The sequence below is a fragment of the Streptomyces sp. NPDC001480 genome, assembly GCF_042894725.1.
Lineage (GTDB): Bacteria > Actinomycetota > Actinomycetes > Streptomycetales > Streptomycetaceae > Streptomyces.
On sequence record NZ_JBIAVX010000002.1, the window covers coordinates 1 to 21456 of the forward strand.

22 protein-coding genes are annotated in these 21456 nt (G+C 72.6%); 10 read left to right on the forward strand and 12 right to left on the reverse strand.

Annotation, left to right across the window (positions count from 1 at the left end):
• The 3 genes from ACFY01_RS03840 to ACFY01_RS03850 form a co-directional block, all read right to left on the reverse strand.
• Positions 1–561, reverse strand: a 561-nt coding sequence (locus ACFY01_RS03840) for a leucine zipper domain-containing protein (RefSeq protein WP_390734045.1), incomplete at its 3' end; no start/stop codon positions are given.
• A 128-nt stretch (positions 562–689) separates the two neighbouring features.
• The gene (locus ACFY01_RS03845; RefSeq protein ID WP_390734046.1) at positions 690–1994 is read right to left on the reverse strand and encodes an MFS transporter; all 1305 of its coding nucleotides are present in this window, start codon (positions 1992–1994) and stop codon (positions 690–692) included.
• 147 nt (positions 1995–2141) lie between these two features.
• Positions 2142–2756 (reverse strand): LysE/ArgO family amino acid transporter, encoded by a 615-nt coding sequence (locus ACFY01_RS03850; RefSeq protein WP_390734047.1) that lies wholly within the window; start codon positions 2754–2756, stop codon positions 2142–2144.
• A gap of 91 nt (positions 2757–2847) precedes the next feature.
• Between ACFY01_RS03850 and ACFY01_RS03855 the strand changes: the two genes are divergently transcribed.
• Positions 2848–3753: a LysR family transcriptional regulator ArgP gene (locus ACFY01_RS03855; RefSeq protein ID WP_390734048.1), complete on the forward strand. Its 906-nt coding sequence runs from the start codon at positions 2848–2850 to the stop codon at positions 3751–3753.
• A 217-nt stretch (positions 3754–3970) separates the two neighbouring features.
• On the opposite strand, the gene ACFY01_RS03860 is transcribed toward ACFY01_RS03855, so the two are convergent.
• A complete protein-coding gene (locus ACFY01_RS03860; RefSeq protein WP_390734049.1) occupies positions 3971–4933 on the reverse strand; it encodes an alpha/beta hydrolase in 963 nt (320 codons plus the stop codon).
• 257 nt (positions 4934–5190) lie between these two features.
• Here ACFY01_RS03860 and ACFY01_RS03865 point away from each other — a divergent pair, with 257 nt between their 5' ends.
• Positions 5191–5442 (forward strand): WhiB family transcriptional regulator, encoded by a 252-nt coding sequence (locus ACFY01_RS03865; RefSeq protein ID WP_390734050.1) that lies wholly within the window; start codon positions 5191–5193, stop codon positions 5440–5442.
• A gap of 75 nt (positions 5443–5517) precedes the next feature.
• Here ACFY01_RS03865 and ACFY01_RS03870 read toward each other — a convergent pair whose 3' ends face one another.
• The 5 genes from ACFY01_RS03870 to ACFY01_RS03890 form a co-directional block, all read right to left on the reverse strand.
• Positions 5518–5967 carry a DUF6098 family protein gene (locus ACFY01_RS03870; RefSeq protein ID WP_390734051.1) on the reverse strand — a complete coding sequence of 150 codons (450 nt, stop codon included), beginning with the start codon at positions 5965–5967 and terminating at the stop codon, positions 5518–5520.
• Positions 5968–6069: 102 nt separating this feature from the next.
• The gene (locus ACFY01_RS03875; protein ID WP_390734052.1) at positions 6070–7920 is read right to left on the reverse strand and encodes a sensor histidine kinase; all 1851 of its coding nucleotides are present in this window, start codon (positions 7918–7920) and stop codon (positions 6070–6072) included.
• The gene (locus ACFY01_RS03880) at positions 7917–8615 is read right to left on the reverse strand and encodes a response regulator transcription factor (RefSeq protein WP_390734053.1); all 699 of its coding nucleotides are present in this window, start codon (positions 8613–8615) and stop codon (positions 7917–7919) included. Before ACFY01_RS03880 ends, ACFY01_RS03875 begins: the two co-directional genes overlap by 4 nt.
• A 19-nt stretch (positions 8616–8634) precedes the next feature.
• On the reverse strand, positions 8635–9375 hold the full coding sequence (locus tag ACFY01_RS03885; RefSeq protein WP_390734054.1) for a L,D-transpeptidase family protein: 741 nt from the start codon (positions 9373–9375) through the stop codon (positions 8635–8637).
• A gap of 42 nt (positions 9376–9417) precedes the next feature.
• Positions 9418–10845, reverse strand: a complete 1428-nt coding sequence (locus ACFY01_RS03890; protein WP_390734055.1) for a M1 family metallopeptidase — start codon at positions 10843–10845, stop codon at positions 9418–9420.
• Between the two features lie 165 nt (positions 10846–11010).
• On the opposite strand from ACFY01_RS03890, the gene ACFY01_RS03895 reads away from it, so the two are divergent.
• Complete coding sequence (locus ACFY01_RS03895) at positions 11011–11361, forward strand: DUF488 domain-containing protein (RefSeq protein WP_390734056.1); 351 nt, start codon at positions 11011–11013, stop codon at positions 11359–11361.
• A 30-nt stretch (positions 11362–11391) separates the two neighbouring features.
• Here ACFY01_RS03895 and ACFY01_RS03900 read toward each other — a convergent pair whose 3' ends face one another.
• Both ACFY01_RS03900 and ACFY01_RS03905 read right to left on the reverse strand, forming a co-directional pair.
• Positions 11392–13065: an FAD-binding dehydrogenase gene (locus ACFY01_RS03900; RefSeq protein ID WP_390734057.1), complete on the reverse strand. Its 1674-nt coding sequence runs from the start codon at positions 13063–13065 to the stop codon at positions 11392–11394.
• 18 nt (positions 13066–13083) lie between these two features.
• Positions 13084–13719 carry a TetR/AcrR family transcriptional regulator gene (locus tag ACFY01_RS03905; protein ID WP_390734643.1) on the reverse strand — a complete coding sequence of 212 codons (636 nt, stop codon included), beginning with the start codon at positions 13717–13719 and terminating at the stop codon, positions 13084–13086.
• A 128-nt stretch (positions 13720–13847) separates the two neighbouring features.
• Here ACFY01_RS03905 and ACFY01_RS03910 point away from each other — a divergent pair, with 128 nt between their 5' ends.
• The 3 genes from ACFY01_RS03910 (at position 13848) to ACFY01_RS03920 (ending at position 16569) form a co-directional block, all read left to right on the forward strand.
• The gene (locus ACFY01_RS03910; RefSeq protein ID WP_390734058.1) at positions 13848–14480 is read left to right on the forward strand and encodes an alpha-ketoglutarate-dependent dioxygenase AlkB; all 633 of its coding nucleotides are present in this window, start codon (positions 13848–13850) and stop codon (positions 14478–14480) included.
• Positions 14481–14570: 90 nt separating this feature from the next.
• Positions 14571–15323: an MBL fold metallo-hydrolase gene (locus tag ACFY01_RS03915; RefSeq protein ID WP_390734059.1), complete on the forward strand. Its 753-nt coding sequence runs from the start codon at positions 14571–14573 to the stop codon at positions 15321–15323.
• A gap of 10 nt (positions 15324–15333) precedes the next feature.
• Positions 15334–16569 carry a DUF4032 domain-containing protein gene (locus ACFY01_RS03920; protein ID WP_390734060.1) on the forward strand — a complete coding sequence of 412 codons (1236 nt, stop codon included), beginning with the start codon at positions 15334–15336 and terminating at the stop codon, positions 16567–16569.
• Positions 16570–16581: 12 nt separating this feature from the next.
• Here ACFY01_RS03920 and ACFY01_RS03925 read toward each other — a convergent pair whose 3' ends face one another.
• Complete coding sequence (locus ACFY01_RS03925) at positions 16582–17445, reverse strand: universal stress protein (RefSeq protein ID WP_390734061.1); 864 nt, start codon at positions 17443–17445, stop codon at positions 16582–16584.
• 57 nt (positions 17446–17502) lie between these two features.
• On the opposite strand from ACFY01_RS03925, the gene ACFY01_RS03930 reads away from it, so the two are divergent.
• The 4 genes from ACFY01_RS03930 to ACFY01_RS03945 all read left to right on the forward strand — a co-directional run bounded on the left by ACFY01_RS03930 (position 17503) and on the right by ACFY01_RS03945 (position 21455).
• Complete coding sequence (locus ACFY01_RS03930; RefSeq protein WP_390734062.1) at positions 17503–17856, forward strand: VOC family protein; 354 nt, start codon at positions 17503–17505, stop codon at positions 17854–17856.
• A gap of 130 nt (positions 17857–17986) precedes the next feature.
• Positions 17987–19663: an FAD-dependent oxidoreductase gene (locus ACFY01_RS03935; protein ID WP_390734063.1), complete on the forward strand. Its 1677-nt coding sequence runs from the start codon at positions 17987–17989 to the stop codon at positions 19661–19663.
• A complete protein-coding gene (locus ACFY01_RS03940; protein ID WP_390734064.1) occupies positions 19660–21108 on the forward strand; it encodes an ATP-binding protein in 1449 nt (482 codons plus the stop codon). The genes ACFY01_RS03935 and ACFY01_RS03940 overlap by 4 nt, the downstream gene beginning before the upstream one ends.
• Positions 21105–21455 carry a UBP-type zinc finger domain-containing protein gene (locus tag ACFY01_RS03945; protein ID WP_390734065.1) on the forward strand — a complete coding sequence of 117 codons (351 nt, stop codon included), beginning with the start codon at positions 21105–21107 and terminating at the stop codon, positions 21453–21455. The genes ACFY01_RS03940 and ACFY01_RS03945 overlap by 4 nt, the downstream gene beginning before the upstream one ends.
• Position 21456: the final 1 nt, after the last annotated feature.

The following is a 21456-nucleotide window of genomic DNA, read 5'->3' on the forward strand; positions in this document are numbered from 1 at the left end:
GGTGTAGGCCAGGCGGGAGTGGTCGTCCAGGGCGGTGTGCAGGTAGGCGTAGCCGGTGCCGGTGCGGTTGCGTCGGCCTTCGGCACGGCCCTGGGGGCGGTGTCCGCCGCCGTCAGGGATGCGGCCGAGTTTCTTGACGTCGATGTGGATCAGTTCGCCGGGGCGGGCGCGTTCGTAGCGGCGGACGGGTTCGCCGGTGGCCCGGTCGCAGGCTGCCAGAGTGGGCAGGCCGTGCCTGACGAGGATGCGGTGGGCGGTGGAGGCGGCGATCTGGGTGCGGGCGGCCAGCCGCAGTGGCCCGATGCGGTGCTCACGCCGCATCCGCACCACCTCCGCCTCGATCCCGGCGGGTGTCTGGCGCGGGCTGTGGTGCGGGCGGCTGGAGCGGTCGTGCATGCCCTCGGCGCCCAGCTGCCGGTAGCGGCCGGCCCAGCGTGCGGCGGTGGTGTGACTGACCTGGAGGCGGTCCGCGGCCCGCCGCAGGGGCCAGTTGTCGTCGACGACACACCGGGCCAGACGCAGCCTGCCGGTCGGCGTCAGCGGGGCATTACGGTGGGACACGAGGGCCTCCTGGGCATCGGTGCAGACTTCGCAATCCACACCGAACCCAGAAGGCCCTCACCCGTTCAAGCACCCAGCCCGCGTGTCACCAACGTCCCGGGACAGCACATCTAGGGCCTGCCCCGCCCTCAGATCCGGTAGCGGCGCAGTGCCGGTACCGCCGCGGCCAGGGTGAGCATCACGGCGACCACCAGCAGGCCGCCGCCCGCCACGGCGGCGCGGGGGCCGAAGACGGAGCCCATCGTGCCGTGCAGGACGTCGGCCAGACGCGGGCCGCCCGCGACGACCACCGTGAACACGCCCTGCATACGGCCGCGCATCTCGTCGGTCGCCGCGGACAGCAGGATCGCCCCGCGGAAGACCATGGAGACCATGTCGGCGACGCCGGCCGCCGCCAGGAACGCCGCGGCCACCCACAGATTGCGGCTCAGCCCGAACCCGGCGACGGCCACGCCCCAGCCGACGACCGCGCCGATGACCATCCAGCCGTGCCGGCGCGCCCGGGAGAACGTGCCGGAGAACAGGCCGCCGGCCACCGCGCCGATGGGGACCGCCGCGAACAGCAGACCCAGCGCGAGCCCCTCACCGTACGAGGCGTACGTCTGGGCGGCGAGTTGCGGGAACAGGGCACGCGGCATGCCGAGGACCATCGCGACGATGTCGGCGAGGAAGGACAGCAGCAGCACCTTGTGCCCCGCGATGTAACGGAACCCGGCCGCGATCTCCCGCCAGCCGGCACGGCGCGCGACCGAGGCGGACAGCGGCGGCAGGGAGGGCAGCCGGTAGACCGCCCACACGGTGACGCACAGCGCCAGCGCGTCGATGAGGTACAGCTCGGGCAGCCCGATGACGGGGATGAGGACGCCCGCGAGCAGTGGTCCCACCACCTGGCCGGTCTGCATGACGGTCGAGCCGAGGGCGTTCGCGGCGGGCAGTTCCCCGGCGGGGACCAGGCGCGCGATGGAGGCGCTGCGGGCTGGTGCGTTCAGGCCCCAGAACGCCTGTTGCAGGGCCAGCAGGACCATCAGCACCGCCACCGACTCCAGTCCGGTGACGGCCTGGAGCCAGAACAGCAACGAGGTGACGGCTATGCCGGTGTTGGTGACCAGGAGCAGCTTGCGGCGGTCCACGGTGTCGGCGACCGCGCCGCCCCACAGCGCGAAGACGATCAGGGGCAGGAGCCCGGCGAGGCTCGCGGCGCCGACCCACGCCGAGGACCGGGTGATGTCGTAGATCTGCTTGGGCACGGCGACGGCGGTGAGCTGGCTGCCGACGGCCGTGACGATGGTCGACGACCACAGCCGACGGTAGGCCGGGATGCGCAGCGGACGGGTGTCCATCGCCCAGCGGCACCAGCCGCGCCGGGGCGGGGGTGGCGCGGCGGCGGTGGTGTCGGTCCGGGGCTCGGTGCTGCTGCTCTCGCTCGTGTCCACGGGTTCCCTGGTCGCTCGTCAGATTTTCGAGATCTTTGCTTGTTACACCTTTCGATGCGGCTTCACTATCCCAGGACTGACCGCGGACGCCGAACGGATTGTTCCGGACTCCGGGCTGCGGGCTCGGGTGCCTCAGGTTCTGGTGTCTCAGGCACCGGCGACGAGCAGGGCGCCGAGCGCGATCATGGTCGCGGCGACCAGGCCGTCCAGCACCCGCCAGGCGGCGGGCCTGGCGAGGAACCGGCCGAGCAGCCGGGCCCCGAAGCCCAGTGCGGCGAACCAGCACAGGCTGGCGCAGGCCGCACCCAGCCCGAACGTCCAGCGCAGCGGGCCCCGGTCGGCGGCGAGGGAGCCGAGCAGGAAGACGGTGTCGAGGTAGACGTGCGGGTTGAGCCAGGTCATCGCCAGACAGGTGAGCACCGCCCGCCTGCGGGAGCCCGCCGCCTCGCCCTCCGTCCGCAGACCGGCGCCCGGCCGGAAGACCCGGCGGGCGGCGAGGGCGCCGTAAGAGACCAGGAAGGCCCCGCCGATCAGGCCCACCGCCGTCACTGCCCCCGGCCATGCCACCACGACCGCGCCGACCCCGCCGACGCCGAGCGCGATGAGCAGCGCGTCGGACAGGGCGCAGATACCGACGACCGCGAGGACCGCGTCCCGGCGGACCCCCTGGCGCAGGACGAAGGCGTTCTGGGCGCCGATGGCGACGATGAGCGAGAGACCGGTGCCGAATCCGGCTGCCGCGGCGGTCAGGGCGTTGGACATGGACCCGACGCTAGGCGGGCGATCAGAGGACGTACAGCTAAAGGTTCTCACGTAGCATTAGCTCGGCTGATGAAAGCGAGCGCTGCGACCGGTGATCTCCGACCTCCCCCTCGACCAGGTACGCACCCTGCTCGCCGTGGTGGACGAGGGCACGTTCGACGCGGCGGCCGCCGCGCTGCACGTGACGCCGTCTGCGGTCAGCCAGCGGGTCAAGGCGCTGGAGCAGCGCACGGGCCGGGTGCTGCTGCTGCGCACCAAGCCGGTGCGGCCCACCGAGTCCGGCGCGGTGCTCGTGCGGTTCGCCCGGCAACTGGCCCGGCTGGAGCGGGACGCGCGTGGTGAGCTGGGACTGAGCGGCGCCGGGGAGCCGACGCGGGTTCCGGTGGCGGTCAACGCGGATTCGCTGGCCACCTGGTTCCTCGGGGCCCTCGCCCGCCTGCCGCCAGAGCCGCGGATCTGTCTGGAGCTGCGCCGCGAGGACGAGGACCACACGGCGGCGCTGCTGCGCGAGGGCCTGGTGATGGCCGCGGTCACCTCCTCGCCCGACCCGGTACCGGGCTGTTCGGTGCGCCCGCTGGGCCGGATGCGCTATCTGGCGGTGGCCGAGCCGGAGTTCGCCGAGCGGTATCTGCGCGGGCCGCTGCCGGAGGTGCTCGCCGAGGCGCCGGTGGTGGTCTTCGACCGGCGCGACGACTTCCAGGACGGCTACGTGCGGAGCCTGCGCGGCGGTCACGGTGTCGCGAGCGCGCTGCGCCACTACGTGCCGACCTCGGAGGGTTTCGCCGAGGCCGTCGCCGCGGGGCTCGGCTGGGGCATGGTGCCCGAGCCGCAGGCGCATCCGCTGCTGCGGGCCGGGCGGCTGGTGGAGCTGGCACCCGGGCGGCCGGTGGACGTGCCCCTGTACTGGCAGCAGTGGAAACTCGACTCCCCCGCGCTGGCCGCGGTGGCGGGGGCGGTGGAAGAGGTCGCGGAGGGGACGCTGGGGACTTCGCGGTGATGGTCCGGGTGCCGACGGGAGCGGCGGCCGCGGTGCCCTCAGGCGCTTCCGGACTCAGCCGCCCCGCGGACGGCCTCCATGACCGGTCCCGCGACGCCCGCCCGCGCAAGCCGGAACAGCCCGCGCCGACCGGGGCGGCGATGAAGGACACGGACGGGACCCTGCGGGCTTCGCGGTGATGGTCCGGGTGCCGACGGGAGCGGCGGCCGCGGTGCCCTCAAGCGCTTCCGGACTCAGCCGCCCCGCGGACGGCCTCCATGACCGGTCCCGCGACGCTCGCCTGGGCCAGGTACTTGGTCGCGGTGTGCGTCCACAGGCCGTCCGAGTCGATCCGGTCGGTCACCGGGAGGCAGCCGCGGGCGTTGGGGAGCACGTCGTCCTCGAGGCGGGGGCGTGGGACGACGATGTCGTCGCGGTCCCAGAAGTTCAGCCAGCGTGCCACGCAGCCGGGCACCGCCGGGGGCTGGGGCAGCAGTCGGGGGCGCACGACGGCACGCATCCCGATCGGCGAGCCCAGGGTGACGAACAGCGGCACGGGTCCCCGGTGGTGGTGCAGGGCCTCCATGGCGACGACGCTGCCCAGGGAGTGGGCCACGACGACGGCGGGACGGGCCGCGTCCAGCCGGTCCAGGACGCGCTCGCGGATCCGCCGGTCGAGGGGCAGCCCGGCGGCGTCGTGCTCGGCCCTGGCGAGGTAGCGGGTGACCTGGGCGAGGTGCCCCGCCATGAGCCGGCCGCCGGCCCACTGGCCCGCCCGGCGAAGGCCGGGCAGGGCCAGCAGCGTCGTACAGACGTTCACGACCCGTCGGAGCAGCTCGCCCGCGCTGCCGGTACGGCCCGGCGGGCGCAGTTCGGCGCGCGCGTGTTCCAGGATGCGGCGCTCGCGCGGGTCCGGCCCGAGTTCGAGCCGTACCTCGATCAACTCGTCGAGCAGGTTGCGCAGTTCCTCCGCGTCGGCCGGGTCCGTGCCCGCGACGCCCTGGGGCTGGCGGGCGGCGAAGAGGTCACCGTAGTAGGCGAAGGCCGCTTCGGCCAGGTCGTTCGGCGACGGCGGTGAAGGCTCCCCGCGGTGGCCCGTCTTCCGCGCGCCCACGGCCAGCGCGGCGAGCCATGCCGCGCACTCGGCCAGGGGATCGCGTGCGCCGCCGATCCCGTGCACGAACACCAAGGCCGGTCTCACGCCCTGCCCCTCCCCCTCGGACCTCCGCCCGCTCTCAGTCCCAACTGGTCGGCATTCACACGGAGTTGGCACGACCGTCCGGCCTGAGGAGGGTCGAGAGTAGCAAGAGCGGCCGCAGACGTGGACCCGTGCGGACGACGGCGTCCGGAACCATGTGGCTCTGTTGTTTCACCCGGCATCCACCGGTCACCCGAAGAGAGCGTGATTTTCAGCAAGGTACGGACGACACGGACGACTTCGATCGCAGGTGAACTTCGATGGACAACTGGCGCGACCACGCCGCGTGCCGTCATGAGGACCCCGACCTCTTCTTCCCGGTCGGCACCACCGGACCCGCCCTGCTCCAGGAGCGGCAGGCCAAGGCGGTCTGCGGGCGCTGCCCCGTACGGGACCAGTGTCTGGACTGGGCGATGGACACGGGGCAGACCCTCGGGGTCTGGGGCGGTACGACGGAAAGCGAACGCCGCGCGCTCAAGCGGCGCGCGAGTTCCCGCCGACGCTCGGGCTGACGCTCGGGCAGACTGGAGCCGCTCCCCGCGGGCGCGGCGAGAGTGCGGGTCCGGCCCCCTCCCGCGACCGGCTCGTCAGCGGCCGGTGCGGCGCAGGGGGCCCCACTCCCTTTCCTGGCGGGCCACCGCGGCCTCGGCCTGCTCGATCACTTCGGGGGCGATCCAGCACAGGGGCTCGACATGGGTCACGAGCGGCTCGTTGTCGGGCCCGCGGCCGGTCTCCCGGCCCGTGAGGACCCACGGCCGGACCCCGGGGCCCTTGTCCCGTGGCAGGTGCGCGTAGTCGTACAGACGCCGCGCCACCCACAGCTCCACGGAGCGGTCCTGCCACCATTCCTCGATGTCGAGCGGGTTGGCGGACAGCCCCGGCATCTCCACACCGGTGAGTTCGTCGATGCTGGTGGTGGCGGCGAGGTCGACCTCGGGGCCGCGGGACCAGCGCACGTAGAGCGCCCGGTGCCGCTCGACCAGGCCGGTCAGCTCGGTGATCCGGTGCACGACCGGCAGGTCGTCCCCTGTGCTCATGGCGTGGCCTCCCTCGTCGGCTGAGTCGATCACGTCACGCTCCGGGGTACCCGTGCTGCGCGGATGAAAGCGGAGGTAGCGGGTCCGCTGTGCTGCCCCGCCTCACTGATCGTCCGGCGGCGGTGCGCCGGGCAGCCGCAGGGTGAAGACGGCGCCCGCCCCCGGCTCGCTCGCCGCCTCCGCGGTACCACCGTGCGCGGCGACCAGGTGGCGGACGATGGCCAGGCCCAGCCCGCTGCCGCCGGTGCGCCGGCTGCGGGACTTCTCGGCCCGCCAGAACCGGTCGAAGACGTGCGGCAGGTCGTCCGGCGCGATGCCGGTGCCGGTGTCGGTCACGGTGAAGACGACCCGATCACCGGCGCGGCGGGCGGCCAGGGTGACGGTACCGTCCGTGGGCGTGTGCCGCAGGGCGTTGGAGACGAGGTTGCCGAGCGCCTGCCGCATCCGTACCGGGTCGGCGTCCAGCCACGGCTTTCCGCCGGCCTCGGCCCAGGGCTCGGTGCGCAGGGTGACTCCGGCGGCGCCGGCGGCCACCCGGTGCGCGGCGGCGACCTGGTCGAGCAGGTCGTCGGCGCGGACCGGCTCGCGGTGCAGGCGCAGGGTGCCGGCGTCGGCGGCGGCCAGGTCCTGGAGGTCGTCGATGATCCGCTGGAGCACCACGGCCTCCTCGTGCAGCGAGGAGAGCAGCGCCGGATCGGGGTCCACGAGGCCGTCCCGGATGACCTCCAGCCAGCCGCGGATGTTGGTCAGCGGGCTGCGCAGTTCGTGCGCGATGTCGCTGACCATGGCCTTGCGCTGGGCCTCCAGTCGCTCACGGCGTTCGGCCAGGTCGTTGAAGGCCTCCGCCAGGATGCCGGTCTCGTCGCGGGTGGTCACCGGGACCCGCACATGCAGCTCGGGCGGCTGCTGGGCGGCCGCGGTCAGCGCGCGCAGGGGCCGTACCAGCCGGACGGCGACCACGGCGGTCACTGCGACGGTGACGGCGAGGACCAGCCCGGCCGCGCCGACGATCTTGGCCTTGTTGGCCGGGGACATGTCGAACCGGGGCGTCGGCAGGTCGCCGATGCCGAGGAACAGTTCGGCGGCGGGTGCCACATAGGGGTCCAGTTGCGCGCGCAGTGCGCTGTCGGCGCAGGGCTGCGCCTGTCGTGCGGACTTCGACCTGCCCAGCTTGTCGAACCCCGCCACGACGTACCGGTTCGGCTTGGCGGGGTCTGGTGAGACGAATTCCGGTCTGCCGAAGTCGTGGCCGTTTTGCTGCAGGCAGGCTCTGGTGCCTTCGGCGAGCGCGTCGACGGCCTTCTTCTCGGTGGCGGTGGGAGTGACCAGCATGTAGTAGCCGCATTCCTCCGGCAGGTAGGCCGAGCGCGGGCTCCCGTCGGAGTCGCTGAGGACGGGGCGTCCGCTGGGAGCCCGCCGGACCGTGACCTCGACGCCCTGCGAGGCGTAGCACTGCCGCATCTTGTCCGCGAGGGCGTCCATCCGCTCGCGTTCGCGCGCCGTGAGCCGGTACGGGCCGACGGCACGCGGATCGACGCCGTTGAGCTGCGCGCCGGGCTCGGTGTAGGTGTCGGTGTGCAGGGGGTCGACCGTGGCGGCGGCGCCGAGGGGCAGGGCGGTGCCGTGCGGGGCGGAGTCGGCGATCAGGACGCGGTCGGCGGTGGTCAGGGCGATGCGCCGGCCCGTCGTCATGGCCAGGGCGCGGACGGTGCCCTCGACCCCCTGCCAGCTCGGGTGAGTGGCGGCGTATCCGCTGAGCTGGGCCAGGATCTTCATGTCGGCGGCGAGGTCCTGCCCCTGCTCCTCGCGCAGGGCGCTGGTGGTGGTGGTCACGGCGAGCCAGGCCGTGGCCGCCACGGAGCACACGGCGATCAGGGCGGAGACGGACAGCAGCCGGACCAGCAGCCGTTTGCGTACGGGGATGCGCCGCTTCCGGGGCTGCCGTCGCCTCATGTGCGGCCGCCGCTGAGTTTGTAGCCGACGCCGAACACGGTGAGCAGCCGTACCGGGTGGCGCGGGTCGCTCTCGATCTTCTTGCGCAGGTTCATGATGTGCACGTCGACGGCCCGCTCGGTGGAGGCCCGGTCCAGGCCGCGGGTGAACTGAAGCAACTGCCGCCGGGTGAAGACCCGTTCCGGCTCACCGGCCATGGCCAGCAGGATCTGGAACTCGGCCGGAGTGCAGTCCACCGGCAGCCCGTCGCAGCGCACCTCGTGCCGCCTGGGGTCGACGGCGATCCCTCCGGCGCGTACGACGGGGTCCTCCGGGACGTCGACGGCGCGCCCGCTGCGCCGCAGGACCGTACGGATACGGGCCATCAGCTCACGCGGGCTGTACGGCTTGGTCATGTAGTCGTCGGCGCCAAGCTCCAGGCCGAGCAGGAGGTCGTCCTCGTCCGAACGGGCCGTCAGCATCAGCACGGGGATGTCCTGGTCGCCCGAGCGCAGCACCCGGCACACCCCGAAGCCGTCGACCACCGGCAGCATCAGGTCGAGGACCACCAGGTCGGGTCCGAGTCTGCGGGCGGCGTCCAGCGCGGCGGCCCCGTCGTGGACCACGGTCGCGGTGTGGCCCTCCGCGAGCAGGGAGCGGCGTATCAGTTCGGCCTGCATCTCGTCGTCCTCGGCGACCAGCACGTGTGCGCACATTCGGCGGATCCCAGGCCGGTCAGAGGGCGAGCCAGTCGGCGTACCCCATGGCGACGACGGGATGCCGGTCCGGGTCCAGGGTGTGCAGCAGGTCCTTCATGTGCGCCTTGGCGACGCTGACGCAGCCGTGCGTGGGGCCGCCGTGGTCGACGTGGATCCAGATGCCGCCGCCGCGGTACGCGCCGAGGGGGCGGGTCCAGTCGAGGGGCGAGGTGCCGGGCTCGCGGTTGTAGTCGATGGCGACGACGTAGTCGAAGGAGCCCTGGAGCGGCTCGCCCTCGAAGCCGGTGCCAGGTGAACTGAACCCGCCGGACCGGGTGTACGGCAGCCGGCTGCCGGGGTCGGGGAGCAGGCCGCCGGCGTCGGTGAGGGTGTAGACGCCGAGGGGCGAGCGCAGGTCCCCGGCCGTGTGGTGGTCGCTCCAGCCCCGCAGGGCGTTGTGCGCGGGCCAGTTGGGGCCCGCCTCCCAGCCGAGGTCGGTGCGTTCGTACAGCACCACGGTGGATCGCGGTGAGTTCTTGCCGCGCCCGGTCACGACGACCGCCTGCCGTGACCGGCCGGGTATCGCCGCCGTCAGTTTCGGCCCGAGGCCGGGTATGCGCTGCGGGGCGGCCTGCGCGGTGACCTCCGGGGCGGGCGTGGCCGTCCGCGGCGGTGAGCCGGCGGTCGTCCGGCGGGGGTTCGCCGCGGCACCGCCGCCGCAGCCGCTGAGCACGAAGGGGGTCGCGAGCAGCGCGACGGCGGTCCTGCGATTGATCATGAGTCGAACCTTGACCGACAGTTGTGAGGAACTGGTCAGCTTCTAGGATCGTCCGGGCTTCCCGGGTTGGTAGAGCCAGGTGTTGAACAACGTGTGGAGGTCCTTGCCGGACTCCCGCTCGGCCAGCTTGACGAACCGGTCCGTGGTGCCGTGCCCGTCGCGGTGCTCCGCCGCCCAGGCGCGCAGGATGCGGAAGAACGTGAAGTCGCCCACGGCCCGCCGCAGTTCGTGCAGGGCCATGGCGCCGCGGTCGTAGACGGGGGTGTCGAAGATGTGGGCACCACTGCCGGGATTGCCGGGCGGGAACGCCCACAGGCTGTTGCTCGCCGGGCGGGCGTACAGCCCGTCGAAGGTCTTCTGGGCACTGTCGCCGCCGTGCTGCTCGCTGTAGAGCCACTCGGCGTAGGTGGCGAAGCCCTCGTTGAGCCAGATGTCCTTCCAGGTGGTGAGCGAGACGGAGTCGCCGAACCACTGGTGGGCGTTCTCGTGGACGAGGGTGCTCAAGTCGGGTGCCCGGTCGTAGACGGGCCGGGACTGGGTCTCCAGGGCGTACCCGACACTGTGCGCGTGGTCGACGATCGAGCCGGCGGCGCGGAAGGGGTAGGGGCCGAAGACCTTGCTCTCCCAATCCAGGACGGACGGCAGCTTCTTCAGGACCGGCGCGGCGGCGCTCGACTCGCGCGAGTCGACGGCGTTGTACACCTGGATGCCGTCGCGGGTGGTGTACCGCTCGACCTTGAACTTGCCGACGGTGGCGGTGGCCAGGTAGGCGGCCATCGGCTCGGACTGGCGCCAGCGGAAGGTGGTCTCGCCGTGGGCGGTGGACTGCCCGAGGAGGACGCCGTTGGAGACGGCGGTGCGGCCCTGGGGGACGGTGACGGTGATGTCGTACGAGGACTTGTCCCGTGGGTGGTTGTTCGCCGGGAACCAGGTCATCGCGCCCTGTGGCTCGCCCGCGACGAACGCGCCGTCGTCGGTGCGGATCCAGCCGTCCGCTGAGCCGTCCGGGTCGGTGACCGACTTCGGGGTGCCCTGGTAGGTGACGGTGACCTTGAAGTCCTGGCCGTCGCGCAGGGCGTGGCGCGGGGTGACGAGGAGTTCCTGGCCGTTCCTGCTGAATCCGGCGGCGTTGCCGTCGACCGTGAGGCCGGTGACGTCCAGGCCCTTGAAGTCGAGGTCGAAGCGGGCCAACCGCTGGGTGGCACGGGCGGTGAGGACCGCCTTGCCCCGCAGCTTTCGGGTGCCGGTGTCGTAATGGAGCGTCAGGCCGTAGTGCCGGACGTGGTAGCCGCCGTTGCCCGCGAGCGGGAAGTACGGGTCGCCCACGCCGGACGAACCGTTGGTCCCGGCCGCGGCGGGCCCGGCTGCCGCGACCAGCGCCGCGAGGGCCACGGGGACGGTGGCGAGCACCGCCCGGCGGCTCAGGACAGCGGTGCGTCTTGCGGCGGTCTGCTGTCGGGGTGACCTCACATGCGCTCCTTGTGGGGTTGCTGTGATCAACTGATGACACATTAGGCGCGCCACCGGTCCTGTTTCACCCTCCTTCAGGTCAAGTCACGCCGCGTCGCCGACGGGGCGCCGGTTGTCGCCGCAGTACGCTCGCGGCACCGACCGCGACCCGAGAGGGGCCCCACCGTGAGCGTGCGCGTGCGCCGGATCTACGAAACGCCCGAGCCCGACGACGGCCTGCGGGTCCTGGTCGACCGGCTGTGGCCGCGTGGTGTGTCCAAGGAGGCGGCGCAGGTGGACGAGTGGCCCAAGGGCCTCACCCCGTCGGACGAGCTGCGCCGCTGGTACCACGGCGGCGAGGGCTCCTACGAGGAGTTCCGCAGGCGGTACGAGGCGGAGCTCGACGCCCCCGAGGCCGCCGAACTCCTCGACGGCCTCAGGGAGTCGGCCCGCAAGGGGCCGGTCACCCTCGTCACCGCGTCCAAGAACCTGGAAGAGGGACACGTCGCGGTGCTGGCGCGCCTGCTGGGCGACTGACGTGCCGTCACCCTCCTGGCCGACGGTGTATCAGGCCGTCTGCCGTGCCGCCGCCCGCCCCGCGGCCCGGCCCGAGAACAGGCAGCCGCCGAGGAAGGTGCCCTCCAGCGCGTTGTAGCCGTGGACGCCGCCGCCGCCGAATCCGGCCACCTCGCCCGCCGCGTACAGCCCGTCGACCGGCTGCCCGTCGGCGCCCAGGGCGCGGGAGTCCAGGTCGGTCTGGATGCCGCCGAGGGTCTTGCGGGTCAGGACGTGCAGCTTGACGCCGATCAGCGGTCCGGCCGCCGGGTCGAGGATGCGGTGCGGGGTCGCGACCCGGCCGAGGCGGTCGCCGATGTAGCGGCGGGCGTTGCGGATGCCCTGGACCTGGGAGTCCTTGCTGTAGGGGTTGGCGATCTGGAGGTCGCGGGCCTCGATCTGACGCCGTACCTCGGCCGCGTCCAGCAGCGGCTTGTCCGTCAGCCCGTTCATCTTCTCCACGAGCTTCTCGAGGGTGTCGGCGGTCACGAAGTCGGCGCCGTGGCGCACGAAGTCCTGTACCGGGCGGGGGGCGCCCTTGCCGAGGAGGCGGTCGCGCAGGACGGCCCCCCGGTCCTTGGCGGTGATGTCGGGGTTCTGCTCGGAACCGGAGAGCGCGAACTCCTTCTCGATGATCTTGCGGGTGAGGATGAACCAGGAGTGGTCGTGGCCCGCGATGTCCTCGGTGGTGCGCAGGTGTTCGAGCGTGCTGAGCGTGTCGTAGCCGGGCAGGCAGGGGTCCGGCAGGCGCCGGCCGAGGGCGTCCAGCCACATGGAGGACGGGCCGGGCAGGATCCGGATGCCGTGGCCGGGCCAGATCGGGTTCCAGTTCTGGACGCCCTCGGTGTAGTGCCACATGCGGTCCCGGTTGACCAGCCGTACGCCCGCCTCGGCGCTGATGTCGAGCATGCGCCCGTCGACGTAGGCGGGGACGCCGGTGACCATCTCGGCGGGGGGTGTGCCGAGCCGTGCGGGCCAGTAGCGGCGGACGATGTCGTGGTTGCCGCCGATGCCGCCGCTGGTGACGATCACGGCCTGGGCGGTCAGCTCGAAGTCGCCGACGCGGTCGCGGTTGGAGGCCACTCCGCGCGGCGAGTCGTCGTCGGCCAGGATCGTGCCGCGTACTCCGCGTGCCGTGCCGTCCTCGATGACCAGCTCGTCCACCCGGTGCCGGTGGTGGAAGGTGAGCAGCCCGTCCCGGGCGGCCTGCTCGGCGTAGCGGACGAACGGTTCGACGACGCCGGTGCCGGTGCCCCAGGCGATGTGGAAGCGGGGTACGGAGTTGCCGTGACCGCCGGCGCGCAGGTCGCCGCGCTCCGCCCAGCCGACCGTGGGCAGCAGGCTGATGCCGTGCCCCTCCAGCCAGGACCGCTTCTCCCCCGCCGCCCACTCGACGTAGGCGCGCGCCCAGCGCACAGCCCAGGAGTCCTCGTCGTCCTGCCGGTCGAACTTCGCGCTGCCCTGCCAGTCGTTCCAGGCGAGGTCGAAGGAGTCCTTGACGCCGAGGCGGCGCTGTTCCGGGGAGTCGACGAGGAAGAGCCCGCCGAAGGACCAGAACGCCTGCCCGCCGAGGTTGGCGGCGTTCTCCTGGTCGAGCAGGGCGACCCGCCGGCCCCGGCTGGTGAGTTCGTGCGCCGCGACCAGGCCCGCGAGGCCCGCTCCGACGACGATGACGTCCGCGTCCATGACGACCGTTTTCCTTCCCTATACGACTGGTTCGGGGGCGCTGCCATCGGTGAGCAGCGCGGTCAGAAGCTGTTTGAGCCAGGCTCGGGCGGCCTCCACGTCCCGGTCCAGCAGCAGTTGCGTGGTGACCCCGTCGTACGCCGCGACCACGGCGTGCGCCGCTCCGTCCACGTCGCCGAGCACGGCGGGCAGTTCGGTGTGGCCCTTCGCCCGCGAGAGCCGGTCGGCCATGGCGCCCCTGAGGCGGGCCCGGTGATCGAGGAGCACTCGGGCGACCTCCGGGTCACGGGCGGCGTGCACCAGGAAGTCGGTCTTCACGAGCAGCCAGTCCACGTCCAGCAGCAGCACGTCGGTGACCCGGTCCACGGAGGTGTGCACGTCGAGGTCGGGGCCGTCGCCGGCGAGCGCGTCGGCCACCTGCTCCGCGATGAGGTCGGCCCGTTCCCGGTACAGGGCGAAGAACAGCTCGTCGAGGGTGGCGAAGTTCGAGTAGAAGGCCCCCCGGCTGAAACCGGCGGCCTCACAGACCTCCTCGATGGAGACCCGGCCGAAGCCCTTGGCCGCGAAGACGCCGAACGCGGCGTCGAGCAGCCTGGCCCGCGTTCGGACCCGGCGCCGGGTGACGCGCTTGGCCGCCGTCTCCTCCACCGCCATACCGACCTCCGTTCGATACATGAATGTATCCGATACATCTGTGTATCGAAAAGGCCCCACGGGACCGCTCCGGGTGGGCCGACATCGATCATGGGAACGTATATTCGATTCAGGAGTACGCTGGGCCCATGGCCACGCACCACCTCCAGGGCTCCCTGTTCGACCAGACCGACGAGCTGCGGCTCGGCCCCCTGGCCGGCCTGCGCCGCACCGAGTTGGGCTCCGGCGCCTGGATCGACGTGCTGCCCGGCTGGCTGAGCGGCGCCGACGCGCTGTTCGAACAGCTGGCGGCCGAGGTGCCGTGGCGCGCCGAGCGCCGCAAGATGTACGACAACGTGGTGGCCGTGCCCCGCCTGCTCGCCTTCTACGGCGCCGACGACCCGCTGCCGCACCCTGTGCTCGCCGAGGCCCGCGAGACGCTCTCCCACCACTACGCCGACGAGCTGGGCGAACCCTTCACCACCGCCGGACTGTGCTTCTACCGCGACGGCCGGGACAGCGTGGCCTGGCACGGCGACCGGATCGGGCGGGGCGCCCGTGAGGACACCATGGTCGCCATCCTGTCCGTGGGCGCGCCCCGGGACCTGCTGCTGCGCCCGGCGCACGGCGGCGGCGCGAGCGTCCGGCGACCGCTCGGCCACGGCGACCTGATCGTCATGGGCGGTTCCTGCCAGCGGACCTGGGAGCACTGCATCCCCAAGACCACCCGGGCCACGGGACCGCGCATCAGCGTCCAGTTCCGCCCGCACGGCGTCCACTGAGCCGCGTGCGGACCGCCCCGCGGGGCACCGCGCCCACGTGATCTGCTTTGCTGTCCCCGACGGTCAGGCACCTCACCACCGGGAACGCGCATGCGGACAGACGTACGCCAGGTCGCCGACGGCACCTATCTGGTGCACGGCAGCGACACCAACTGGGTGATCCTCCAGGACGGCGACGCGCTCACGCTGGTGGACACCGGCTACCCCGGCGACCGGCAGCGGCTGCTCGCCTCCCTCGACGCCGTGGGCGGCGGCCCCGAGGCCGTCGTGGCCGTGCTGATCACCCACGCCCACAACGACCACATCGGCTCCGCCGAGTACCTGCGCACCGCCCACGGCACGCCCGTCCTCCTGCACCCGGCCGAAGTCCCGCACGCCCGTCGGGACTTCCTCCAGCAGGTGTCCGTCGGCGAGGTGCTGCGCAACGCGTGGCGGCCGGGCGTGCTGCCGTGGACGGCGCGGGTGCTGCGCTCCGGCGGCACCCAGCAGCACCCCGTGACCGCTCCGCAGGCGTTCCCGGCCGAGGGCCCGCTCGACCTGCCGGGCCGGCCCGTCCCCGTGCACACCCCCGGCCACACCGACGGGCACTGCGTGTACCACCTGCCCGGGGCGGGCGTCCTCGTCTCCGGCGACGCCCTGGCGAGCGGGCACACCACCTCCCGCGTGCGGGGCCCGCAACTGCTGCCCGACATGTTCCACCACGAGCGGACCCGCGCGGTCTCCTCGCTGGAGACCATCGAAGCCCTCGACGGCGACATCCTGCTGCCGGGGCACGGACCGGTTCACCGGGGACCGGTACGGGATGCCGCCCGACTGGCGCGGGAACGCGCCCGAGCCTCTTAGGGTTCCTGCCATGGCCTTGCAGATCAGCGCCACCAACCCGGAGCACCCCGCGCTCCTGCTCGAACTCCCGTGGGGCACGCCCCTGGAGGAGTGGCCCGAGAAGTACCTCGTACCGCTGCCCCGGGGCATCTCGCGGCACGTCGTGCGGTACGCGCGGGCCGGCGACGAGGTGATCGCCGTCAAGGAGCTCGCGGAGCGGCCCGCGCTGCGCGAGTACGAGCTGCTGCGCGACCTGGACCGGCTGGGCATCCCCGCCGTGGACCCCCTCGCGGTGATCACCGGGCGCACCAACCGGGCCGGCGACCCGCTGGAGCCTGTGCTGGTCACCCGGCACCTGGGCGGCTCGATGCCGTACCGCTCGATGTTCGAGACGACCATGCGCCCGGCGACCATGCACCGCCTGATGGACGCCCTGGCGGTGCTGCTGGTGCGGCTGCACCTGGCTGGGTTCGCCTGGGGTGACTGCTCGCTGTCCAACACGCTGTTCCGGCGGGACGCGGGCGCCTACGCGGCCTACCTGGTGGACGCCGAGACCGGCGACCTGCACCCGCGGCTCAGCCTCGGCCAGCGGGATTACGACCTGGACCTCGCCCGTGTGAACATCAGCGGCGAGCTGCTGGACCTGGAGGCGTCGGGCGCGCTGCACCCGTCCGTGGACCCCGTCGAGTTCGGGCACGAGATCTGCACCCGCTACCGGAACCTGTGGGAGGAGCTGACCCGCACCTCCGTGTATCCGGCGGGCAAGTACCACTACATAGAGCGGCGCATACGCCGGCTCAACGACCTCGGTTTCGACGTGGCCGAGATGCAGATCGAGCACTCCTCCACCGGCGACACGGTCACCTTCGTGCCGAAGGTCGTCGACGCCGGCCACCACCAGCGCCAGCTGCTGCGCCTGACCGGCCTGGACACCGAGGAGAACCAGGCACGGCGGCTGCTCAACGACCTGGAGAGCTGGATGGCCACCCAGGACGACTACGACCCGGGCGACCCCCTCGCCGCCCGCCCCGAGGTGCTGGCCCACCGCTGGGTGCGGGACGTGTTCCGGCCCACCGTGCGCGCCGTGCCCCGCGACCTGCGCGGCTCCATGGACCCGGCGGAGATCTACCACGAGCTGCTGGAACACCGCTGGTACATGTCCGAGCAGGCCCAGCACGACATCGGCCTGGACACGGCCGTCGAGGACTACATCGAGAACGTCCTGCCCAAGGCCCGCACGACGCTGGAACCGACCGTCCCGGAGTAGGCCCCGGGGCCGTCAGTCGTGCGGGACGACGGCCACCGGGCACTCCGCGTGGTGCAGCACCCCGTGCGCCACCGAGCCGATCCGGGCACCGACCGCCGTGAGGTGCGCGCGGCGCCCCACGACCATCAGCTGGGCCCGGCCGGCCACCGACAGCAGCACCTGCCCCGCGCTGCCCATCTCCACCTGCTCGGCCACCGGCACCCCGGGGAACCGTTCCCGCCACGGCTTCAGCGCATCGGCCAGCGCCTTCCGCTCGTACGGCTCCAGGCCCCCGGCGTCGTCCAGCAGCTTCAGCGAGCCGGGGCTGTAGGCGAACACGGGCGGCAGGGTCCAGGCGCGTACGGCCCGCAGGGTGGCACCGCGGGCCGCCGCCGCCTCGAAGGCGAACCGCAGGGCGGCGGCGCTGTCCTCGGGACCGCCCTGCTGCCCCACGACGACATCCCGTCCGGCCGCCTCACCCGACGGCCGGTCCCCGGCGCGCACCAGCACCACGGGCCGCGTGGCCTCCGCGATCACCTGCTGCCCGACGGAACCCAGCAGGAACCCGACGACGGCGCCGTGCCCGCGCGAGCCCAGCACCAGCAGCTCCGCCTCGGCCGCGGCGGCGACCAATGACTCCACCGTGCCGCCCTCGACGGCGTCGGTCGTCATGGTCAGCTCCGGATGCCGCTCGGCGACGGTCCGCGCGGCCTCCGCCAGCGCCGCGGTCACCCAGCCGGCCTGGGTGTCCCGGTCGGCGCCGCCCACGGCCTCGTGCCGCCAGGCATGCACCACCCGCAGCGGCAGCCCGCGGCGTACGGCCTCCCGACCGGCCCAGGCCACTGCGGCGAGGCTCTCCTGGGTGCCGTCGAACCCTGCCGTGATCGGGCGTGTCATGTACGGGCCTCCTGATAATCGCACTTCGTGAGGATCAGTCTTCACTACCCTGCCCCCATGACCTTGCAGTGGGAACAAGTGATCGTGGACGCGACGGACCCCGTGGCGCTGGGGCGTTGGTGGGCCGAGGCGCTGGGCTGGGTGGTGGTGAACGACGCCGCCGACGAGTACGAGATCCGGCCCGCCCCCGACCGCGTGCCCGGGCTGCTGTTCGTACCGGTGCCCGAGAAGAAGAGCCTCAAGAACCGGCTGCACCTCGACTTCCGGCCCGACGACCAGGGCGCCGAGGTCGCCCGCCTGCTGGCGCTGGGGGCCCGGCACACGGACATCGGGCAGGGCGAGCAGTCGTGGGTGACGCTGACGGACCCGGAGGGCAACGAGTTCTGCGTGCTCGGCTCCCGGCCTGTGTGAGGAGCCTCCCGGTGGACGCCGGGCGTCGTGCCCTGTACTCGCAGCGCACGGTCCGCGCCGTCCCTGAGCGCGGCGCGGGGATCGAACATACGATGGGCTGGAACTGCCGTGACAACGGGGTGGGAGACGCATGACACAGGCCGCCGAGGCAGCGCGGACCGTCATCCTGACCGTGGACGACGACCCGGGGGTCTCCCGCGCCGTCGCCCGTGACCTCAGGCGGCGCTACGGAGAGTCCTACCGGATCGTGCGCGCGGAGTCCGGGGAGTCCGCGCTGGACGCGCTGCGCGAGCTGAAGCTGCGCGGCGACCTGGTCGCGGTGATCCTGGCCGACTACCGCATGCCGCAGATGAACGGCATCGAGTTCCTGGAACGGGCCCTGGACGTGTATCCGGGCGCCCGCCGTGTGCTGCTGACGGCGTACGCGGACACCAACGCGGCGATCGACGCGATCAACGTCGTGGACCTCGACCACTACCTGCTCAAGCCGTGGGACCCGCCGGAGGAGAAGCTCTATCCGGTGCTGGACGATCTGCTTCAGGCGTGGCGGCACAGCGACTACCGGGCGGTGGCCAGCACCAAGGTCGTCGGTCACCGGTGGTCGGCGAGGTCCTCGGACGTGCGTGAGTTCCTGGCCCGCAACCAGGTGCCGTACCGCTGGTACTCGGTCGAGGAGCCGGAGGGACAGCGGCTGCTGGCCGTGGCCGGGCAGGACGGGCAGCGGCTGCCGCTGGTGATCACCCCGGACGGTACGGCCCTGGTCGAGCCGGAGGCGCCCGAGCTGGCCGCGCGGGTGGGGCTGGCGACGACGCCGACGGCCGACTTCTACGACCTCGTGGTCATCGGCGGTGGCCCGGCCGGGCTGGGCGCGGCCGTGTACGGGGCCTCCGAGGGCCTGCGGACCGTGCTCGTGGAGCGGTCGGCGACCGGCGGGCAGGCCGGGCAGAGCTCGCGGATCGAGAACTACCTCGGCTTCCCGGACGGTGTCTCCGGCGCCCAGCTCACCGACAGGGCACGGCGGCAGGCGGCCAAGTTCGGCGCCGAGATCCTCAGCGCGCGCGAGGTGACGGCACTCGAGATCAGCGGGGCGGCCCGGGTCGTGCGGTTCGCGGACGGCTCGGCGATCGCGGCGCACAGCGTCATCCTGGCGACGGGCGTGCAGTACCGGCAGCTGGAGGCCGCCGGCTGCACCGACCTGACCGGCTGCGGGGTGTTCTACGGCTCCGCGCTCACCGAGGCCGCCGCCTGCCAGGGGCACGACGTGTACATCGTCGGCGGCGCCAACTCGGCGGGCCAGGCGGCGATGTACCTGTCCAGGTTCGCCAAGTCGGTGACGCTGCTGGTGCGCGGCCCCGACCTGGCGGCGTCGATGTCGTACTACCTGATCCAGCAGATCAACGAGGCCCCCAACATCTCGGTGCGCAGCCACACGGTGGTCGACGCCGCGCACGGCTCCGACCGCCTGGAGCGGCTGACGCTGCGTCATGTGGCGACCGGTGACCGCGAACAGGTCGACGCCCAGTGGATGTTCGTGTTCATCGGGGCCGCCCCGCTCACCGACTGGCTGGGCGAGACGGTGCTGCGCGACGAGCGGGGTTTCATCCTGGCCGGACCGGACCTGGGCGTCGACGGACGGCCGCCGGCGAGCTGGGAGCTGGACCGGCCGCCGTACCACCTGGAGACCAGCGTGCCCGGCGTGTTCGTGGCGGGCGACGCCCGCGCCGAGTCCGCCAAGCGGGTCGCGTCCGCCGTCGGAGAGGGAGCCATGGCCGTGATGCTCGTCCACCGGTACCTGGAGCAGTCGTGAGCGGGCAGCCGATGCCGTGCAGCCCGCAGGAGGTCGCCTCGCTCTTCCTGTTCGAGAAGCTCACCCCCGAGCAGCTCGGACGGCTGTGCGCCGCGGGCCGGGTCGAGCTGTACCAGCCCGGCCCGGTCTACACCGAGGGTGATCCGGCGACCTGCTTCTACGTGATGATCGAGGGCACCGTGGTGCTCTCCCGCCGGGTCGGCGGCGACGACGTGGAGGTCGTGCGGACCTCGCAGCGCGGGGTGTACTCCGGCGCCATGCAGGCCTACATCGGGGACCGGGTCCGGCAGGTGTACAACAACTCGATGCGGGTGACGGAGCCGACGCGGTTCTTCGTGCTGCCCGCCGCCACCTTCGCCGAGATCATGAGCGAGTGGTTCCCGATGGCCGTCCACCTGCTGGAAGGGCTGTTCTTCGGTACGAAGAGCACGCAGGCCGCGATCGGGCAGCGCGAACGCCTGCTGGCGCTGGGCTCGTTGTCGGCCGGTCTCACGCACGAGCTCAACAACCCCGCGGCGGCGGCCGTCCGCGCCACGGCGACGCTGCGGGAGCGGGTGGCGAAGATGCGGCACAAGCTCGCCGTGATCGCCGAGGGGCCCTTCTCCCGCGAGCAGTTGGCGGATCTGATCGAGATCCAGGAGCGCACGGCCGAGCGGGTCGCCAAGGCTCCGGTGCTCAGCCCGCTGGAGACCTCGGACCGGGAGGACGCCCTCGCCGACTGGCTGGAGGACAACGGCATCGACCACGGCTGGCAGCTCGCGCCGACGTTCGTGCAGGCCGGGCTCGACATCGACTGGCTGGAGCAGGTCGCGGCGGCCGTGGGCGAGGAGATCCTGCCCGGGGCCGTCGGCTGGCTCAACTACACCATCGAGACCGAGCTGTTGATGAACGAGATCGACGACTCCACCAACCGCATCTCGCACCTCGTCGACGCCGCCAAGCAGTACTCGCAACTGGACCGCGCGCCCTACCGGGTCGTGGACGTCCACGAACTCCTCGACAGCACGCTGCTGATGCTGTCGGGCAAGATCGGCCCGCGCATCGGGGTCGTCAAGGAGTACGACCGCACGGTCCCGGAGATCCCCGCCTACCCGGCGGAGCTCAACCAGGTGTGGACCAACCTCATCGACAACGCGGTCTCGGCCATCAACGACGCGGGCGGGGACGGCACGCTGACCGTGCGGACCGCGCTGGACCACGAGCGGGTCCTGGTGGAGTTCCGGGACACCGGTCCCGGGATCCCGCCGGAGATCCGCGGCCGCATCTTCGATCCCTTCTTCACCACCAAGCCGGTCGGCCAGGGCACCGGGCTGGGTCTGGACATCTCCTGGCGGATCGTCGTCAACAAGCACCACGGCACCCTCCAGGTGGAGTCGGTGCCCGGCGACACCCGCTTCCAGGTCCTGCTCCCCCTGACCGCCGAGACGCCCGAGGAGGCAGCATGAGCGGCGAGTCCGCGATCGACCCGAGTGTGCCGCCGAGCGGCACCGGCTGCGTGGAGTGCGACGAGGCGGGCGGCTGGTGGTTCCATCTGCGGCGCTGCGCGACCTGCGGGCACATCGGCTGCTGCGACGACTCCCCCGCCAAGCACGCCACCGCCCACTACCGGGACACCGGCCACCCGGTGATCCGCAGCTTCGAGCCGGGCGAGGCCTGGTTCTGGAACTACGACACCAACGAGGTGTACGACTCCGGACCCGAACTGGCCCCACCGGCCAGCCACCCGGCGGACCAGCCCGCGCCGGGACCCGCGGGACGGGTCCCGGCCGACTGGGCGCAAACGCTGCGCTGAG

Bases quoted from the DNA above. Each gene is read 5' to 3' on its own strand.
- ACFY01_RS03850 (WP_390734047.1), bottom strand. From the start codon at position 2,756: ATGTCCAACGCCCTGACCGCCGCGGCAGCCGGATTCGGCACCGGTCTC.
- ACFY01_RS03865 (WP_390734050.1), top strand. From the start codon at position 5,191: ATGGACAACTGGCGCGACCACGCCGCGTGCCGTCATGAGGACCCCGAC.
- ACFY01_RS03870 (WP_390734051.1), bottom strand. From the start codon at position 5,967: ATGAGCACAGGGGACGACCTGCCGGTCGTGCACCGGATCACCGAGCTG.
- ACFY01_RS03875 (WP_390734052.1), bottom strand. From the start codon at position 7,920: ATGAGGCGACGGCAGCCCCGGAAGCGGCGCATCCCCGTACGCAAACGG.
- ACFY01_RS03880 (WP_390734053.1), bottom strand. From the start codon at position 8,615: ATGTGCGCACACGTGCTGGTCGCCGAGGACGACGAGATGCAGGCCGAA.
- ACFY01_RS03885 (WP_390734054.1), bottom strand. From the start codon at position 9,375: ATGATCAATCGCAGGACCGCCGTCGCGCTGCTCGCGACCCCCTTCGTG.
- ACFY01_RS03900 (WP_390734057.1), bottom strand. From the start codon at position 13,065: ATGGACGCGGACGTCATCGTCGTCGGAGCGGGCCTCGCGGGCCTGGTC.
- ACFY01_RS03905 (WP_390734643.1), bottom strand. From the start codon at position 13,719: ATGGCGGTGGAGGAGACGGCGGCCAAGCGCGTCACCCGGCGCCGGGTC.
- ACFY01_RS03910 (WP_390734058.1), top strand. From the start codon at position 13,848: ATGGCCACGCACCACCTCCAGGGCTCCCTGTTCGACCAGACCGACGAG.
- ACFY01_RS03915 (WP_390734059.1), top strand. From the start codon at position 14,571: ATGCGGACAGACGTACGCCAGGTCGCCGACGGCACCTATCTGGTGCAC.
- ACFY01_RS03920 (WP_390734060.1), top strand. From the start codon at position 15,334: ATGGCCTTGCAGATCAGCGCCACCAACCCGGAGCACCCCGCGCTCCTG.
- ACFY01_RS03925 (WP_390734061.1), bottom strand. From the start codon at position 17,445: ATGACACGCCCGATCACGGCAGGGTTCGACGGCACCCAGGAGAGCCTC.
- ACFY01_RS03930 (WP_390734062.1), top strand. From the start codon at position 17,503: ATGACCTTGCAGTGGGAACAAGTGATCGTGGACGCGACGGACCCCGTG.
- ACFY01_RS03935 (WP_390734063.1), top strand. From the start codon at position 17,987: ATGACACAGGCCGCCGAGGCAGCGCGGACCGTCATCCTGACCGTGGAC.
- ACFY01_RS03945 (WP_390734065.1), top strand. From the start codon at position 21,105: ATGAGCGGCGAGTCCGCGATCGACCCGAGTGTGCCGCCGAGCGGCACC.